Annotated in this window: 15 protein-coding genes; 5 read left to right on the top strand and 10 right to left on the bottom strand. The window is 35.4% G+C overall.

What is annotated here, in order from left to right:
• Nucleotides 1-401: 401 nt before the first annotated feature.
• The 4 genes from SFC32_RS07485 (at nucleotide 402) to SFC32_RS07470 (ending at nucleotide 4,845) form a co-directional block, all read left to right on the top strand.
• Nucleotides 402-1,154 (top strand): ABC transporter ATP-binding protein, encoded by a 753-nt coding sequence (locus tag SFC32_RS07485; protein WP_411050035.1) that lies wholly within the window; start codon nucleotides 402-404, stop codon nucleotides 1,152-1,154.
• 1 nt (nucleotide 1,155) lies between these two features.
• Entirely contained in the window at nucleotides 1,156-3,141 is a 1,986-nt protein-coding gene (locus SFC32_RS07480; RefSeq protein WP_411050036.1) for an FtsX-like permease family protein, read from the top strand.
• A 100-nt stretch (nucleotides 3,142-3,241) separates the two neighbouring features.
• Nucleotides 3,242-3,904: a DNA-binding response regulator gene (locus SFC32_RS07475; protein WP_411050264.1), complete on the top strand. Its 663-nt coding sequence runs from the start codon at nucleotides 3,242-3,244 to the stop codon at nucleotides 3,902-3,904.
• Nucleotides 3,901-4,845, top strand: coding sequence for a sensor histidine kinase (locus SFC32_RS07470; RefSeq protein ID WP_411050263.1), 945 nt, complete (start codon nucleotides 3,901-3,903; stop codon nucleotides 4,843-4,845). The genes SFC32_RS07475 and SFC32_RS07470 overlap by 4 nt, the downstream gene beginning before the upstream one ends.
• Nucleotides 4,846-4,996: 151 nt before the next feature.
• Here the strand turns inward: SFC32_RS07470 and xerS are convergent, their stop codons facing one another.
• The 6 genes from xerS to SFC32_RS07440 all read right to left on the bottom strand — a co-directional run bounded on the left by xerS (nucleotide 4,997) and on the right by SFC32_RS07440 (nucleotide 12,597).
• Entirely contained in the window at nucleotides 4,997-6,067 is a 1,071-nt protein-coding gene (gene xerS, locus SFC32_RS07465; RefSeq protein WP_199543976.1) for a tyrosine recombinase XerS, read from the bottom strand.
• Nucleotides 6,068-6,390: 323 nt separating this feature from the next.
• Complete coding sequence (locus SFC32_RS07460; protein ID WP_411216644.1) at nucleotides 6,391-7,773, bottom strand: ATP-binding cassette domain-containing protein; 1,383 nt, start codon at nucleotides 7,771-7,773, stop codon at nucleotides 6,391-6,393.
• A 4-nt stretch (nucleotides 7,774-7,777) separates the two neighbouring features.
• Complete coding sequence (locus SFC32_RS07455; protein WP_039696913.1) at nucleotides 7,778-8,467, bottom strand: energy-coupling factor transporter transmembrane component T; 690 nt, start codon at nucleotides 8,465-8,467, stop codon at nucleotides 7,778-7,780.
• A gap of 66 nt (nucleotides 8,468-8,533) precedes the next feature.
• A complete protein-coding gene (locus SFC32_RS07450) occupies nucleotides 8,534-9,121 on the bottom strand; it encodes an MptD family putative ECF transporter S component (protein ID WP_039696914.1) in 588 nt (195 codons plus the stop codon).
• A gap of 9 nt (nucleotides 9,122-9,130) precedes the next feature.
• Nucleotides 9,131-10,864 carry an ABC transporter ATP-binding protein gene (locus tag SFC32_RS07445; protein WP_411049711.1) on the bottom strand — a complete coding sequence of 578 codons (1,734 nt, stop codon included), beginning with the start codon at nucleotides 10,862-10,864 and terminating at the stop codon, nucleotides 9,131-9,133.
• Nucleotides 10,861-12,597: an ABC transporter ATP-binding protein gene (locus SFC32_RS07440; protein WP_411049713.1), complete on the bottom strand. Its 1,737-nt coding sequence runs from the start codon at nucleotides 12,595-12,597 to the stop codon at nucleotides 10,861-10,863. Before SFC32_RS07440 ends, SFC32_RS07445 begins: the two co-directional genes overlap by 4 nt.
• A 171-nt stretch (nucleotides 12,598-12,768) precedes the next feature.
• On the opposite strand from SFC32_RS07440, the gene SFC32_RS07435 reads away from it, so the two are divergent.
• Nucleotides 12,769-13,791, top strand: a complete 1,023-nt coding sequence (locus tag SFC32_RS07435; protein WP_411049710.1) for a helix-turn-helix transcriptional regulator — start codon at nucleotides 12,769-12,771, stop codon at nucleotides 13,789-13,791.
• 45 nt (nucleotides 13,792-13,836) lie between these two features.
• Here SFC32_RS07435 and ffh read toward each other — a convergent pair whose 3' ends face one another.
• The 4 genes from ffh to SFC32_RS07415 all read right to left on the bottom strand — a co-directional run.
• The gene (gene ffh, locus SFC32_RS07430; RefSeq protein WP_411049709.1) at nucleotides 13,837-15,402 is read right to left on the bottom strand and encodes a signal recognition particle protein; all 1,566 of its coding nucleotides are present in this window, start codon (nucleotides 15,400-15,402) and stop codon (nucleotides 13,837-13,839) included.
• Between the two features lie 46 nt (nucleotides 15,403-15,448).
• Nucleotides 15,449-15,781: a putative DNA-binding protein gene (locus SFC32_RS07425; protein ID WP_004231629.1), complete on the bottom strand. Its 333-nt coding sequence runs from the start codon at nucleotides 15,779-15,781 to the stop codon at nucleotides 15,449-15,451.
• Nucleotides 15,782-15,917: 136 nt separating this feature from the next.
• Nucleotides 15,918-16,616: a GntR family transcriptional regulator gene (locus SFC32_RS07420; RefSeq protein WP_411049708.1), complete on the bottom strand. Its 699-nt coding sequence runs from the start codon at nucleotides 16,614-16,616 to the stop codon at nucleotides 15,918-15,920.
• Nucleotides 16,617-16,739: 123 nt separating this feature from the next.
• Nucleotides 16,740-17,228 (bottom strand): ATP-binding protein (locus SFC32_RS07415; RefSeq protein ID WP_411216643.1); only part of this gene is annotated, 489 nt, incomplete at its 5' end.

The following is a 17,228-nucleotide window of genomic DNA, read 5'->3' as shown; positions in this document are numbered from 1 at the left end:
GTAAGGTTTCATCCCCAAAACTGTAAGAAAAAAAGAGCTGATTTCCGATAAACTAAAGATGTCAATAAGAAAGGAGTAGCAGTATATGAAAGAAGAAATTAAACACTATCTTAGCCTATGGATTCATTTTTTCATTTGGATTGTATTGCTATTTCTGGGATCTATTGTTTATATCATCTCATATGCCTTTCGTATAACAAAGTAAAAGGAGGTGCTTAAAATGGTTGCACTATATAGTCTGATAAGTATTCTATTTATCATCATAGTAGGAGTAGCAAGCTTGGCTTTTTGGTACTGGAGTGGTAGAAGACCGCTAAAAGAGCGCTAAAAAGTTTTCAAAAGTAAAAGACTAACTAAGCATTTCTGAGCTTGAAAGGGTATAATGAAAAAAAGGAGAAATTATGTTACTAGAAATCAATCACTTAGAGAAAGTTTTTCGCACGCGCTTTTCAAAAGAAGTGACGCGCGCACTGCAAGACGTTGATTTTAAGGTTGATGAAAAAGAATTTATCGCAATCATGGGAGAATCCGGATCAGGTAAAACAACCTTGTTAAATATTTTGGCAACACTTGAAAAGCCAACAAACGGATCAGTTTTCCTAAATGGTCAAGAAATTACAAAAATAAAAGAAAGTAACTTAGCCGACTTTCGCTTAAAAAATTTAGGATTTGTTTTCCAAGATTTTAATTTGCTGGATACATTGTCTGTTAAGGATAATATCTTTTTGCCTTTAGTACTTGGGCGTGTTAACTATCAAGAAATGGAAAAATGCATTGCAGTACTCGCTCCTAAATTACACATAGAAGAGCTGCTTGAAAAACGTCCATTTGAACTATCTGGTGGTCAAAAACAACGTGTTGCTATCGCTCGTAGTTTGATAACAAATCCGCAACTTCTTTTAGCTGATGAACCAACAGCAGCGCTAGACTACAAGAATTCAGAAGATATTCTAAATCTTTTTGAAGAAATCAATAACGATGGTCAAACACTTCTTATGGTAACTCACTCCGCAAATGCAGCAAGTCATGCCAAACGTGTGTTGTTCATCAAAGACGGTCGTATTTTCCACCAAATTTACCGTGGAAATAAAACCAATCAAGAGTTCAGTAAAGACATTTCACTTGCGATGACAGCCCTTCTAGGAGGTGAGTAAGATGTTCTATGCTAAATTAGCTTGGTCAAACCTCAAAAAATCATTTAACATCTTTGCCCCATTCTTACTAGCAAGTATTGTACTGTTTATCCTAGATTGTTCTACACTATTGATTCTTTACAGTCCAGTCTCTGATGACATGCAGTATAGCAATTCCGTTCTTGGTCTTGCAATTATTGTCCTAATGATTTTCACAATCATCATGGAAGTTTATAGTTACAATTTCTTGTTAAAGCAGAGAAGTAAAGAATTTGGTCTATATAATATCTTAGGGATGAATCGTAAACAGGTTAGCTTAGTATCAACGATTGAATTAATTCTGTCATTCATTGGTATTATCATACTAGGTAGTGTGCTGTCCGCAATTTTTTCTCAGCTTTTCTACCTCATCTTCGTCAACCTGTTACATTATGATAAGCTCATTTTGTCTTTATCACCTGTAGCATTTATCCTAAATATTGTTGCATTTGCGGTAATTTTTGCCCTACTAGAAATCGTAAACCTCATCACCATTCATCGTTCATCACCTCTTAGTTTGTTTAAACGCCAAGAAAAAGGTGAAAAAGAACCCCGAGGCAATATCATTTTTGCATTACTCAGCCTTATCTGCCTCGGTTCTGGTTATTATCTATCAGTAACTTCTGAAAAAATAGCTGCGCTAGTAGTCGTATATCGTTTCTTTATCGCAGTAGTTTTAGTCATTATTGGTACCTATCTCTTTTACATTAGTTTTATGGCTTGGTACCTAAAACATCGTCGCAAAAATAAAAAATATTTTTACACGCCCGAACATTTTGTAACAACTTCACAAATGATTTTCAGAATGAAACAAAATGCAGTTGGTCTAGCTAATATCACGTTACTTGCCATCATGTCTTTTGTAGCGATTGCGACAACAACATCATTGTACGTCAGTGGACAAAATCAACTTGATACCTTGTTTCCTGAACATACACAGATTACGTTGACTAATTACATTAACTCAAATGACGATTCAAAAACGCTCACTGAAGGTGATTTTACTGATATTCTCAAAAGACAAGTTAGTGATAAACTCGGAAAATCAAATGATGATTTTCTAACTTATCAATCCGATATGGCAGCTTTCTCTGTTCCGACAGGAAAGTCAATGAAACTTACAGATAATGATGTTAAACACCCTAATATCAATGCATTTGGATCTGTTTATATGACAACACAAGATGATTTCAGAGCGCTAGGGAATGATACTCCAATACTAAAAGACGGTCAAATCGCTTTTTACAAACAAAAAGGAGATAGCCAACTTGAGAGATTAACTTTATTTGATAAGACATTTAAAAATGTTAAAAACTTCAAGTCAGCAACATTCCCAGAATTCGGAAATTCTTACAATCCATGTGTCATCATCTTTAGTAGTGATTCAGAATTAACAGAAGTTGAGAACCTTTTTAAGGCGCATCGTATGCCAATGCAAGAGAACTTAATTGCCTATGGTAATTTGACAAAAAATGAAGTTAACCAAATCTCTAAAGATATGGTATTGCCTGACGATGATGTTCATCAAGAAGTTCAAGGTATCGTTGAAACGAAAGAAAACTTCAGAAATGAAATGTATGCTATTACTGGAGGATTCCTCTTTACAGGCTTCTTACTTGGCCTTAGCTTCTTACTTGGCGCCGCCCTAATCATCTACTATAAACAATTAACAGAAGGAATCGAAGATAAAAAATCATACAAGATTTTACAAGAAGTCGGTATGAGTAAAGAAGCTGTGAAAAAAGCCATCAATTCACAAACCTTACTTGTTTTCTTCATGCCACTTGGAGTTGCAATTGTGCACTTTATCTTTGCGTCAACAATGTTAAAACAAATGCTCTTACTCTTTGGTGTAACTGGCTCAAGTATGATTATTGTGAGTGGTATTACAATACTAAGCCTCATTATCATTTACTTCTTAATCTATAAATTTACTAGTCGAACATACTACAAAGCAATCGAGCGCTAATCATAAAACTACTCTTTTAAATAAAAACTCCAAAAAAATTTTGATAAGAAAGTTCAGCTGAAAATGGTCGTAATGACCATTTTTTGCTACAATTGAAAATATGAAACAAGGAAAAATTTATATTGTCGAAGACGATCAAACCATCGTAACTTTGCTAAAGCAGCACTTGACTAAATCCTATGACGTTTTTAGTGTCAACAATTTTCGTGCTATTAAGCAAGAGATCGAAGAAATAAAACCAGATCTTATTTTGATGGATATTACACTGCCTTACTTTAATGGCTTTTACTGGACGACCGAAATCCGTAAAACCATGACTTTACCTATTATTTTTATCTCTTCAAGCGATGATGAAATGGATACTGTCATGGCACTTAACATGGGAGGAGATGACTTTGTCTCTAAACCATTCTCTCTAACTATTTTGGATGCCAAGATTTCAGCATTTTTGCGTAGAGCATACCAGTTCACTTCTGATAACTATCAACTTGATGAGTTTTCACTGTCACGTGATGGTATTTTGTCAAATGGAAGCGAGCAAATTAATCTTTCTCCAACAGAAAATAAAATTCTAAGCATCTTGTTTGAGCGTCAAAATCAAGTCGTCCCAAAAGAAGAATTGCTAGAAAAACTATGGGAGAACGAAAGTTTTATCGACCAAAATACTTTGAGTGTTAACATGACACGCCTACGCAAAAAAGTGCAGCCAATTGGCTTTGATCGCATCCATACCGTGAGAGGAGTAGGGTACCTTCTAAAATGATCCACAAATTTTTTAAAGAATATAGTATATGGTATTTGACTTATGCTATATTAGCAAGTCTGTTTCTAATAACATTTTTCCTATTTCATTTGCCACTTACGTATTTTGAAGTCAGTTTTAGCCTTAATATTACAATACTAATTTTCATCAGTATACGACAATACTGTAAATTTAAGAAAAAACAAGTAATTTTACAACAATTTATTTATGTAAAAGAATTAGATGACTTTTACTTGCCATCTGAAGAAGCATTTAAAAACATTATTTTTAAGCAAAAAGAAGAACAAGCTACTGAAGTTTTAAATCTTAAAACACAAATCGAAAACATCCAAGATCTGATTAAAATGTGGTCACATCAGATGAAGGTTCCTTTGTCAGCATTATCTCTTATGGCTCAAACAAATCAACTTCAACAAAAAGAGGTTGAACAACAACTAAATCGACTCCAGAATTATTTAGACACTTTGTTAAACTATTTGAAGTTTAATCAGAATAAAGATGATTTTCGTTTTGAAAAAATTTCAGTTAAAGATTGTGTAACTGAAATTGTAAAAAAATACCGTGTTTCTTGTCTACTAAAGCATCTTTCTGTAGAAGTTAGCGGTGATTGGCAACTCAACTCAGATCGTAAATGGATAAATTTTGCTCTTACACAGCTTATTGATAATGCCATTAAGTATTCAAAAGATGGCGGAAAGATTTCTATTCAAATATCTAAAGGTTGTATTGAAATATCAGACAATGGTATTGGCATACTTGAAGAAGATTTGCCACGAATTTTTGAAGAAGGCTTTACTGGTTTTAATGGTCACGAACATCAAAAAGCAACTGGTCTTGGTCTTTATATGACAAAACAAGTCTTAGATAGTCTTAATCTAAATATTTCTATCAAAAGTCAAATCGAGCAAGGAACTCAAGTTTTCATTACACCTCAAAAATAAAAGCAAGACTATTTGTCCTGCTTTTATTTTTATCAAAATGTTTATTGGGAAAGTAATTTTAAAAGGTGACACTAGAATCCATATTTTTATTTATGTAAAATATGGATTCTAGTTTTATTTTCTATAAAGACATCTGGTCTTTGGTTTAATATTATAATTTGTCCAAAGCATTTTTCTGTTCATCATTGACAATATGGGTATATAAGTCGGTAACTTGAGTACTTGCATGTCCCAATTGGTGGCTGACGAGTACTTGTGATTTAGTAGCCCCATACAATCTTGTTGCCAAAGTGTGACGTAGCTTGTGGGGTGTCACACGAACCTTAAAATCTTGCGAATACTTAGCAACTAATTTTTCAATACTTGAAGCATCGATACGATTTGGAACACCACGGTATTCCGTTAAAAATAGTGCTTGATCTTGTTTTTCTGCTTTATAACGAGGTGCTCGAATTTTCAAATACTCCTCAAGATAAGGTTTAGCAAAAGCAGCAACGTTAACAGAATCGCGTTTGCCACCTTTACGAGTAACTTCGATAACCATCATATTAAGGTTTAAATCTTTTAAATCAAGATTAACAGCTTCAGATAAACGAACTCCTGAGGCAAGAAGAAGTGAGATAATCGCTAAATCACGTTCCTTATTCTTCTGGAAGGAGGAGAGGGCACGGTGAGAGAGCTTATTTTGGTACTCTTTATCGATATACTCGATAAAGGCCATAGTTTCATCACCTAAAAAGAGCTTCCCTTTAATGTTTTCAGCACGAGCAGCCAAGGTTTCCTTCTTTTTCTTGGTCGAAATCTTTTTCATGACATTTCGATAGAAGTAGGGGTCACCATTTTCGTCCTCGACCTCTTCTGTCAGATATTTAAATAAGCTTGAAAGTGCTGAGAGAGTGCGGTTGATAGTGGTTTGTGAAACCCCTTGCTTAGTTGAATAGGTATTTAAAGAAGGACGTTCACGTAGATAAAGAACGAAGGATTCCATATCTTTTTTTGATAAATGTTCTAAAGTACTTAATTCAATATCAGCAATTTGATTAGCATTTGAAATACCTGAATCAAGAATCCATTCAAAGAATCGTCGATATTCCTTGAGGTATTCATACAAGGTTGTAAAACTATATGGTACAGAAAGTTTTGATTGGTAATAGTCAAGGACATACCAAGGCATTATATTTTTTAGTTCATCAATTTTTTCAAGTAATTTTTCACGTTTCATCTAAAAATCTCCCTAGATGTCTTTATAATAGTAGTTTATCATAGACTGATTTGTTTTTCAAGAAAATTACAGTTTTTCGGAAAGATGTAATGAGAAAAAATCATAGAAAGAGATATCATCTTTTTATGTCTTTTTACAAAAAATCTGTTATATCAACGTTTTTAATGCTTTTTAGAATTTTTGACTAACTTGTACTCTTACTTTTGATTTTATTTTTCTGTTTTAAAAAATCTCTGACAAATGATTTATCTGTCAGAGATTAACAATCTATTTTAAATATATTCTATGATATATTATTACGTTATATATTTGATATTTTAAGCTTATTCGACGAATTCTATGATTCTTCCTTTGCAATGCTTAATTAACTCATAATCATGTGTTACCACGATGATAATCTTTCCTGTTTGGGCCATTTGCTGCAAATCTTCAATCATCTTGTCCATTTGTTGCCTACATAAACCGCTTGTTGGCTCATCTAAGACAACAATTGGCTTATTTGAAGCTTTTGCCATGGCTAACAATAAACGTTGTTTTTCACCGCCCGACAAACTTTGTGGGTGTCGATTTATTTTATCTATTAATCCAAACTGTGTAAGCGCATCCTTTTTGATAGCATCATCATCACTAACCAGCGAAATTTCTGACCAAACAGACTCTGTAAAGAGCTGATAATTCACGTCTTGAACCACCTCACTTAGCCATTTATAGCTTGGTTTGACGAGTTTCTTATCGTAGTATGTTTTTCCTTTGAATTTCTTATTTAACCCCGATAGGCATCTTAAAAAAGTTGTTTTCCCGATACCATTTTTCCCGATGATAAAGTTAATGCCTTGATCGATACCTAGATTGAAATCAAAAATTTTCTTTGGCTGGTCGTCGTGTTGATAGCTATAACGTTGACAAATCAACTTGCCATTTGCCTGATTTGAAGAGTATTTTGATTGTTTTTGGTACGAGCAAATCTTGATGAGCTCAGATTTGCTGATTTCTGTCAATGCGCGCAAATTTTTCGCTTGAATCAAGTCATCATTAACCGCTGAAATGGGATAAACATGCGCTTTATTGTCAGAAATAAGGACAAACTGGTCCATCAAATCTTTCAGATAATAAAGTCGATGTTCAGCAATGATAATGATTTTTCCAAGCTCTTTAAGCTTTATCAAAACGCGTTTAAAGCGAGAGATTGCCTCACGGTCCAACGATGACGATGGTTCATCAAAGAGATAAATGTCATTATCCATGCAAGCAACGCTGGTAATAGCAAGTAATTGCTTTTCACCACCTGATAAAGTAAAAATATCACGGTCAAGCAAATCCTGCATTTCTAATAAATCCGTGTAATAGTTGATACGATCAAAAATGTCTTTGGCAGGAATATTGCGATTTTCAAGTGCAAACGCCATTTCATCCGTTGAATTAACGGCATAAAATTGCGTTTTAGGATTTTGAAAAACACTAGCCACTACTTGACTTCTTTCAGCCATATCCAAATCAAGCAAACTTTCTCCATCATAAGTCATATCACCAGATAACTTAGCAGGCTGAAAATAAGGAATTACCCCATTAATCGCCTTCAAAAGACTACTCTTTCCGCAACCTGAACTCCCTGTTAAAACAGTAATTTCTCCTGGTTTAAAACTTAAATTGATATCTTCTAAGATTGGCTGGTCATAAGTTAGTGAAAAATGGTTGAGTTTTAGCATAGTTTTAACTCCAAATCATTAAGATTAAAATGGTCAACATGGCAAACATCCAAAAATAATCAAGTAATCTCAAGCGACTCTTTGAAATACTTGAACGTTCCTGACCGACTGTCATACCTCTGGTTGTTGCCGAAATAGCCACATCATCTGCCGTGCGGGACAAACACATCAAAAGCGGAACAAATCGGTATTCAATCATGCGTAAAGGTTGACGGAAGAATTGACTAGTCACCAAACCCTGCAAGTACATAGCTTCCTTGATTTGGCGATAATCTTCTTTTACCGTATAAAAAAAGCGAAACATGACTGATAAAGGAATAATTAAACTATCTGGACACTTCATTTTCTTTAAAGAAGCTACTAAGTCGCTCATGGTTGTCGTTAAAAGACTGTATTCTCCCATGGCAAGCCCTGGTCCCATCCGTAAAACGATAATAGAAAAGAATAACACAACAGACGCTCCAATGCCGCTAAACGCATGCAAGCCTGCATAGTATTGCAATACTAAAGCAAAAATCATTAAACTTGCTCCCTTAAGGGCTTTGCTTACTTTTCTTTCTAGCAGTAAAAAAGCATAAGGCAAAAAGGTTACAATCAAACCAATAATCGGGTAGCTTCTTTGCAAATTGCCAAATAGCAAAACAAAGGAAATGACAACTGTCATTAGTAATTTTGTTCGAAAATCTAACTTCATCTCATTCACTCTCAAAATGCATCTTGGCCGCACCAAGCGACCAAGTTTGCATTCATTTTTTGTATTTTACGCCATTTCAAGTTTTTGGAAATGTTTTTTCAGCATCTTGACACCAATTGTTGCTCCTAGGTAACCACCTACTGCTCCTAGGGCAAGAACTGGGAAGAATGACCAATAAGGTAAGATACTCATCATTTTATCAGCGTAAGCTTGACCATAGCCTTCTTCGACCAAACGTTGCACATAAGCAGCCCTAGAAACATAAATCGGAATCATATTGAAACCAAATGATAAACAATAGACAGTAAAAGCCCACTTCGTGTGATTTACGCTAGCATAGCCACCTTTTTTCAAAATGTATTCAGCTACTAAAGATAAGAGTGTCATTCCTGGTAGGATATAAATTCCGTGACCTGTGACAGTAAAAACAAGTCCGATAATGACTCCCATGATTAAGACCATACCAAAACGGTGAATCTTGGTGCTGTAAAGCATAAAGACAGGACCAGCAAAAAGCCCGCATAGAAAAGGAATGAATGGCATAAAAATCGGAATCAACCCAAACATGCCACTAGCAAAAATAGCTATAAAAACTAAGAGTGAAAATAAACCAGCATTAATCAAATCTTTAACAGTGAAGGAATTTGTTTTCATCTTTTTCTCCTAAGCATTCTTTTGATATTTGAACTCTTCAATTTTTTGCGATGTTTCAATGAGATCACGGTAAACAGCTGATTTTTCAAGCAAATCACGATGCTTACCAATACCGTCAACCTGACCATCTTTCATCACAACAATCTTATCTGCATTTTCAATTGATTTGAGGCGATGTGAAATGATAATGACGGTTTTACCTTGTAATAAATAATTTAAACTATCTTGAATCAACTTTTCATTTTCAATATCGAGTGATGAAGTGATTTCATCAAGGATAACAATTGGTGCCTGTTTCAAAATGGCACGTGCAATAGATATACGTTGACGTTCTCCGCCAGATAATTTTGCACCATTTTCACCAATTCTTGTTTCATAACCTTCAGGTAATTTTTCAACAAAATGTTGACAATTTGCCAGACGAGCAGCTTCTTTTACTTCTTCATCTGTTGCATCTGGTCGACCAAGGCGAATATTTTCCAAAATCGTATTATCAAACAACGTAACGTCTTGAAAGACAATTGAGATGTTATCAAATAAACTATTGGTGCTAATGTCTTGGATGTTCTTGCCGTCAATAGTGATTTGACCTTCTTGATAATCATACAAGCGAGATAAAAGTCTTAATAGGGTTGTTTTACCACATCCTGATGGTCCGACAAGTGCTGTGATTTCATTTTGTTTGGCAACAAAAGATACACCGTCGATAATCTTTTGTCCATCTTTATAGGCAAAGCCAACATTTTTGAGTTCGATGTCAAAATGCTTGAGAGTAACATCTTGTCCACTTTGTTGTTTGACTGCACGAAGTTCTTTAATATTTTTAACAGCTGAGTCAATGTAGAGAATTTCACCGACATTTAAAACAATGTTTTCAGTACTGTCAGAAACTTTGATAGCAAGTAGAATAAACATCAGCAAAACCAGAAGACTCACTTGACCTTGGAAATAAAGATTTGTTCCAACCAAAATCACCAATCCGATTGTCAATCTGATAATTGAGTTGGATATATTAATTGGAATACCTTGAAGAACTTCAGAAATAATATGGATTTTTTCACTTTTTTCCATTTGCTGATAAAGCTTATCATGGATGGTTTGTCTTAAATTGTAAGCTTTTATTTCTTCCTGTAATTCAATAGCTTCTTGGAAACTATCAGAGTTTTCGCGGAGCTGTTTCCAGTATTTCTTAACAGCTTTCTTTTGCATATTTTTTGACAAAATAAGTGCTAAAAAAGCTAGAAAAATGGGGACAAAAATACACAAAGCTAAAGGAAGATTGATGAAAAAAAGCGTAATCGTTAATAAAATAAAGTAAAGGACAAAGCCAATCGTTTTAGAAATCGCATGGCTAAGAGCATGTTCAAGACGTTCCACATCACTCATCAAGGTTTGTGACAAATCTGTCAAATCACGTTGTGAGAAATACGATAAAGGCATTTTTTGTAAAGTATCAGCAATATCGATCCGAAGATCAGCACTTTCTTGATAAGTAGCCGTATAAGTCGCATTATAATCGATGTAGAAAAAGCCATAAGTCACTGCAGCAACTAAAACTAAACCTAGAATAACTGTCCAAAAAGAAAGAGTTTCCTGTGCCAAAATATGCTTGATGTAGTACATCATCAAGATAATCGGTGTTAATTCTGCTGCTGATACAAATAATCCCGTGACGCAAGCATATAATAAACGACTTGCACCGTGTTCAGTCAAGGCAAAAAGTTCTTGTAATTTCTTTTTCATGACACCCTCCATTCATTTGCTGATGCGTAAAGATCGCTAAAGGCTTTATATTTACCACCTTTTTCCAGTAATTCATTACTGTTACCACGTTCAATAATTTGACCTTTATCAATCACTAAAATATCATCAACACCTTTAATTGATGACAAACGGTGTGCAATGATAATAACCGTTTTATGAGCAATCAAATTAGCAAAAGCTTTTTGGATTTGGTATTCGTTATTAACGTCTGTAGAAGCTGATGCTTCATCTAAAATAACGATTTTAGCATCTTTTAGAATGGCGCGTGCGATAGCAATACGTTGTTTTTCACCACCTGAAAGATAAACACCTTTTGAACCAATCATCGTTTGTTCACGTTCAGGGAATTTATCAAGAATTTCTTCACATGAGGCTAGTGCCAAGGCTTTCATAACCTCTTCATCGTTTGCATTTGGATTACCGATTTTGACATTGTCAAAAATAGACATTTTAAAAAGTTTTGATTGTTGAAAGACAAATGCAATTTGTCTCATCAAAGCATCCTGACTATAGGATTCAATGGGTTTTCCACCTAATTTGATACTTCCGCTATCAACTCGATAATGTCCAGCAATCAATTTGGCAATTGTTGATTTCCCACTACCACTACTTCCAACAAAGGCATAGACCTTGTTTTCTTCCAATTCAAATGACAGATTGTCAATAACTTTTTGATCTTCATAACCAAAACTTACGTGATCAAAGATGATATTACCATTTTCAAGAAGTTCTTCATCTCCAAGAGCTACACGATGGCTGGTCATATCATTGTACAAAGTTTCAATCTTTTCTGCCGAGACACTTCCTTTATACTGATACATGAAAACATACATGATTCTCATAAAGGTAACATACAGCAAACCAACCGCAAAATAGAAGAAAATAAATTTTGGTAGCAAAGCTAATTGTTGTGATTGCGGTACGAAATATAAGTAAATTGGCACAATCAAAGTTGCGTAAGTCGCAAACATTACTTGAAAGATAATGAAGGCTGTACGACAAGAAAAGCTATAATTGAGAGCATAATCTGAATAAGATTTAATAGCTGTATAAAGAGCTTTAAAGGATTGTACAGAAGTTTTAAAAATCTTGATAACTTGCATCCCGCGAACATATTCAACGGTTTCACTATTCATTTTTTCCAAAGCTTTCATATAAGCATCCATGAACTCAGCGTTTCCCATCATCTGTTTAATCTGCAACAAAGCAACGACTGCTAACAGAATTAAAGCAAGTCCCAGATAAACATTAACTGCAAAAGTTGCAAGGACCAGCAATAACAAAGTCATGACACTTGTTGTATTATCAGGAATTAAATGAGCAACAATCGTATGTGTTTCTGCAGCATTATCATCAATGGTTTTACGAATGTATCCTGATGTATGAGTATCAAAATAAGCAAAATTTGATTGACTCAAAGCATCAATCCCTTTTTTTCTAAGATTAGTTTCCAAACGAAAAGCTACTATGTGGGTTAATAGCCCTGAAATGAGGTAAATACCAATCCCAGTCATCATAAAACCAACAACCGTTTTTGCATAATGGGCAATATTTGTCGCATTATTCTGAACAATTAGATGATTTAAAAAGAGATACATGTCATAAAAAGCACCAATCGTAAAAACAGTTGACAAAGCTGCTAATAAAATAGCAAGATAAGCCAAATACTTAAACTCAGGCACATAAGAAAATAACTTTTTATAAACCTTAATCATATGAGCTCCTTCTTATTTTTATCCAAAATATTGATAAATAGGCATTTAAACATTATAATGGATTTGACATACATTCTAGCATGTAATAATTATGTATTCAATGCATATTCAGCAATATTGGCGAATTGTGCTATTCGTCCAATCGTGTTATTTTAAAAAGGAGATTTCATGTCAGCCATCTTTTTCAATGATAACATCAAGCAAAAAGCTATTTTACTCCCTAATTGCAGCCGCTTTGCTCCACACGGTCAAAGTTATTACTTGTCATGTGATGATTTAGAAGGATTTTATTGGACCTATGAGACTGAATACTTCCGAGTTAGTATTTTTGATTTTACTCTAAAAAAGGAAACTATCTATTGTTGCGATTTGTCGGCTTTTCCTGATACTGCCCTCTTTTCAGCCCATGTCATTTCTGCTAATGGTGAAATCTTGCCACCTTACCAGCAACTCTCAAGTAACGATAGCTTTGTGATTTGCAATCAACATCAAATTCTTCAGACTTTACTACATGAGCACACTAATTTTCAAGCCGTTTGCTTTGATTTTAAACAAAAAATCATCGATGACTGCCTTGTCGGACGCTACCAATTAAACCCTGATGATTTATGTCATATTTTCAAAGAAGCCAATCACTTTCTGGGAGCAGGACTTGGAAAAATTGCTGATGATATTTTACACTATAAGTTGGGATCTTCTGCCAGCGAACTTTTCTATGAAATCAAGGCTAAAGAATGGCTAAGCGTCATTATTAATAACTATTATGCCGCACAAGATGAACAAGAAATGAGCCAAGAAGATAGCCTCGCTTTGGATAATGTCCGCCATTATATCAATGATCATCTGATGGCAACAATTCCACAAGATTTACTGGCTAAAATTGCTATGATGAGTAAAACCAAGCTCAAAACAGCCTTTAAGACCAAGTATCATATGACAATTACCGAATACATCCAACGACGTCGTATGGCGCTAGCAGAGCACTTATTAATGACAACCCAACTAGAAATTAAGGAAGTGGCTATTGCGGTCGGCTATACCTCTCACAGCCGTTTTGCTAGCCTATTTAAAAAGTATATCGGTGTTTACCCGCATGATATCAAAAAACAAACTACTCCTAACAAAGAAAAACGCCCATGCCATGATTGCCTCAATAAATTCTGTGAAGCAAAGGTAGAAAGAAATAACTAAATCAAACACAAAAAAACCGAGAACTACTTCTCGGTTTTTTAACAATTATTTTTTATTGCGTTTTTTCTTAGCTTTTTTCATTTTATTTGCCATGCGTTTCATTGATTGTTTCATGGCAAATTCGCCGATTTTACCTTTGAATCCGCCACCCATCATTTGGCTAAGGTCCATATCACCACCGAGCGCTGATAGGTCAGGCATACCGTTTCCGCCCATCATACCTTCAAGTGATGACATGTCCATACCGTTTGGCATGTTTTTAGGAAGGTTATTTGGGTTGATACCCATTTTCTTCATCATTTTTTCCATGTCACCAGACATGACACCTTGCATCATTTGTTTTGCTTGGTTGAAATCTTTGATGAATTTGTTGACATCAACAAAGCTGTTACCTGAACCAGCTGCAATACGACGGCGGCGGCTAGGTGTTAGCAAATCAGGATTTTCACGTTCTTCAGGCGTCATTGATGACACGATAGCACGTTTACGAGCGACAGCTTTTTCATCGACCTTGAAGTTCTTAAGAGCTGGGTTGTTAGCCATACCAGGAATCATCTTAAGAAGATCTTCCATTGGTCCCATATTTTGCACTTGGTCAAGTTGTTCGATGAAATCGTTGAAGTCAAAGGTATTTTCACGCATTTTTTCAGCGAGTTCCATTGAACGTTTTTCATCGTATTCTTGACTGGCTTTTTCAATCAATGTAAGCAGGTCACCCATACCAAGGATACGGCTTGACATACGATCTGGGTGGAATGTTTCAATATCAGTGATTTTTTCACCAGTACCAGTGAATTTGATTGGTTTACCAGTGATTTCACGAATTGAAAGTGCTGCACCACCACGAGTATCACCATCAATCTTAGTCAAGACAACCCCTGTGATATCCAATTGTTTGTTGAATTCATCAGCGACGTTGGCAGCTTCTTGACCAATCATGCTATCAACAACCAAAAGAATTTCATTTGGTTTCGCAAGAGCTTTAACATCACGGAGTTCTTCCATGAGTTTTTCATCAATTTGCAAACGACCAGCCGTATCGATGATAACGTAATCGTTGTGGCTTTCTTTAGCCTGTGCAAGACCGTTTGTTACGATTTCAACGGCTGAGTGGTCAGTTCCCATATCAAAGACTGGAACGTTGATTTGGCTACCAAGAGTCTTCAATTGGTCGATGGCTGCTGGACGATAGATATCAGCCGCAATCATCATTGGACGAGCTTTTTCTTCTTTAATCAGCTTGTTAGCCAATTTACCAGCAAATGTTGTTTTACCAGCACCTTGAAGACCAACCATCATAATGATTGTAGGAATTTTAGGTGATTTTTCAAGCTCAGCTGTTTCAGAACCAAGGATTTCTGTTAATTCTTCGTTAACGATTTTAACGATTTGTTGAGTTGGGTCAAGTGTATCAATGATTTCGTGACCAACTGCACGTTCACGAACGCGTTTGATAAATGTTTTAACGACTGGCAAAGCAACGTCGGCTTCAAGCAAAGCCAAACGAATCTCTTTCGTTACTTCCTGAACATCTTTTTCAGATAGCTTTTTCTTTCCGCGAATATTTTTAAAAACCCCTTGCAGGCGTTCTGTCAAACTTTCAAAAGCCATAATAAATTCTCCTACCTAAATCTATAAATTATCAATTATCTGTAAATTAATCTCGGTTATCAATACTGCTCAAAATCGCAATTTTTTCTTTCAAAAAGTCATCTGATGGGTATTTATCCAAAATCTCATCAAAAATCTGACTACGAACAATATAGTCCGAATACATGTGTAGCTTCATCTCATAAGCTTCTAAAATCTTTTCAGTTCGCTTGATATTGTCATAAACTGCTTGACGACTAACGCCGAATTCCTCAGCAATCTCAGCCAAGCTATAGTCATCCGCATAATACAGTTCAATATAATTCATCTGCTTGTCCGTTAACAAAGCAGCATAGAACTCAAAAAGAGCATTCATACGATTGGTTTTTTCAATTTCCATAGCCTTTATTTTACCATATTTTGACTGATTTTAATAGTCAGAATTGGTTAATCAGACTTATTTTGATATTTTTGTAAACGATACCAGAAATATCGCTAAAAATAGGGCAACACTATGATGTGCTGTCCTATTGATTTTAATTATTCTCCAAATAAAATTCGAAGCGGTCGCCAACATACTGACTGTGAACATACTCGAATGGACGTCCATCTGAGAAATATGACACCTGAGTCAATGCAAGCACCGCATGATTTTTAGGCACTTTAAGATAATTAGCCACGCGCTCACTGGCATTTTTCGCATAAATAGTCTGCTGACTCTTACCAATCTCATAGCCATTATCCGTCAAAGTCTGGAAGAAATGCTCTGTAATGTCTTCACGATTAAACGACTGAATCAACTTCTCAGGAATTGATGCTACCTCAAAAACCAAAGGCACATTATCCGCATAACGCACGCGCTCCATACGCACCACATAATCGCTAGCCTTAAGCTGTAACTGCTGAATCTCAGTGTCATTAGCTGGCTTACGTTGATAAGAAATCAACTGTGAAGACGGCATCTTACCTTGCGAACGCACAATCTCCGTAAAACTCGTTGTCCCGCGCATCTTCTCTTGCACACGATGACTAGCCACATAAGTCCCACTACCCACACGACGCTCAAGAATCCCTTCTTCCACCAAAAGCGTAATCGCCTGACGAAGCGTCATACGACTCACCTCGTAGTCATCTGCCAAATCACGCTCACTCGGCAAACGCTGACCAATCTCCCAAACGCCCCCATCAATCTCTTTCTTAATCGCATCATGAATTCTAATATACGCTGGAACCATAACCTACTCCCATTCTGTTCTAAATAACTTAGCTCTATTTTAGCATAAAATCAAGGAAGTTTTTAGTCACCGTATGATTTCTTTTGGAAAATGGCGGGAGAGCAAAAGGCAAGAAACTTAACTTTAATGATTAAACAGACTTGGAGTATCATTATGGTGTAGTCGATTACACTTATCTACCTTTATGTAAATATCCTTCAGGAGGTTGATGCTTGTTAAAACTGCTTCTCCTGTATTTAACTTCTTCACCTGATTTATCTGATTTTCAGATAAGTGATTTTGTATCGACTTTAATTCATCAGGAGAGGTAAGTCGATGAACCAATAATGTCCCAACCTGCCCTAGGAGCACCTTATCTACATCATTTGGATTCTGTGTAGTTAAGAACAGAAAAATTCCTTTCTTTCTTCCTTCACGTGCTATACTGTTCAATCCGGTATAAAATGTAAATCCTTCATTATTGACTCCCTTTGTATATCTATGTACTTCATCAACAAACATCACAAACGGTTTTATTACTTTTGAACTTAAATTAACTAAATGGTTTGAAATTAGATCAATAATCATCCCCCCAATACCATCAGTTATTCCAATTTGAGAAGCATCTATATA

It is taken from the genome of Streptococcus sp. TATVAM-FAB8 (assembly GCF_046592795.1).
Classification (GTDB): Bacteria; Bacillota; Bacilli; order Lactobacillales; family Streptococcaceae; genus Streptococcus; species Streptococcus ruminicola.
Note: the sequence above shows the minus strand (reverse complement) of the source record. Positions and strands in the feature narration are given on the sequence as shown.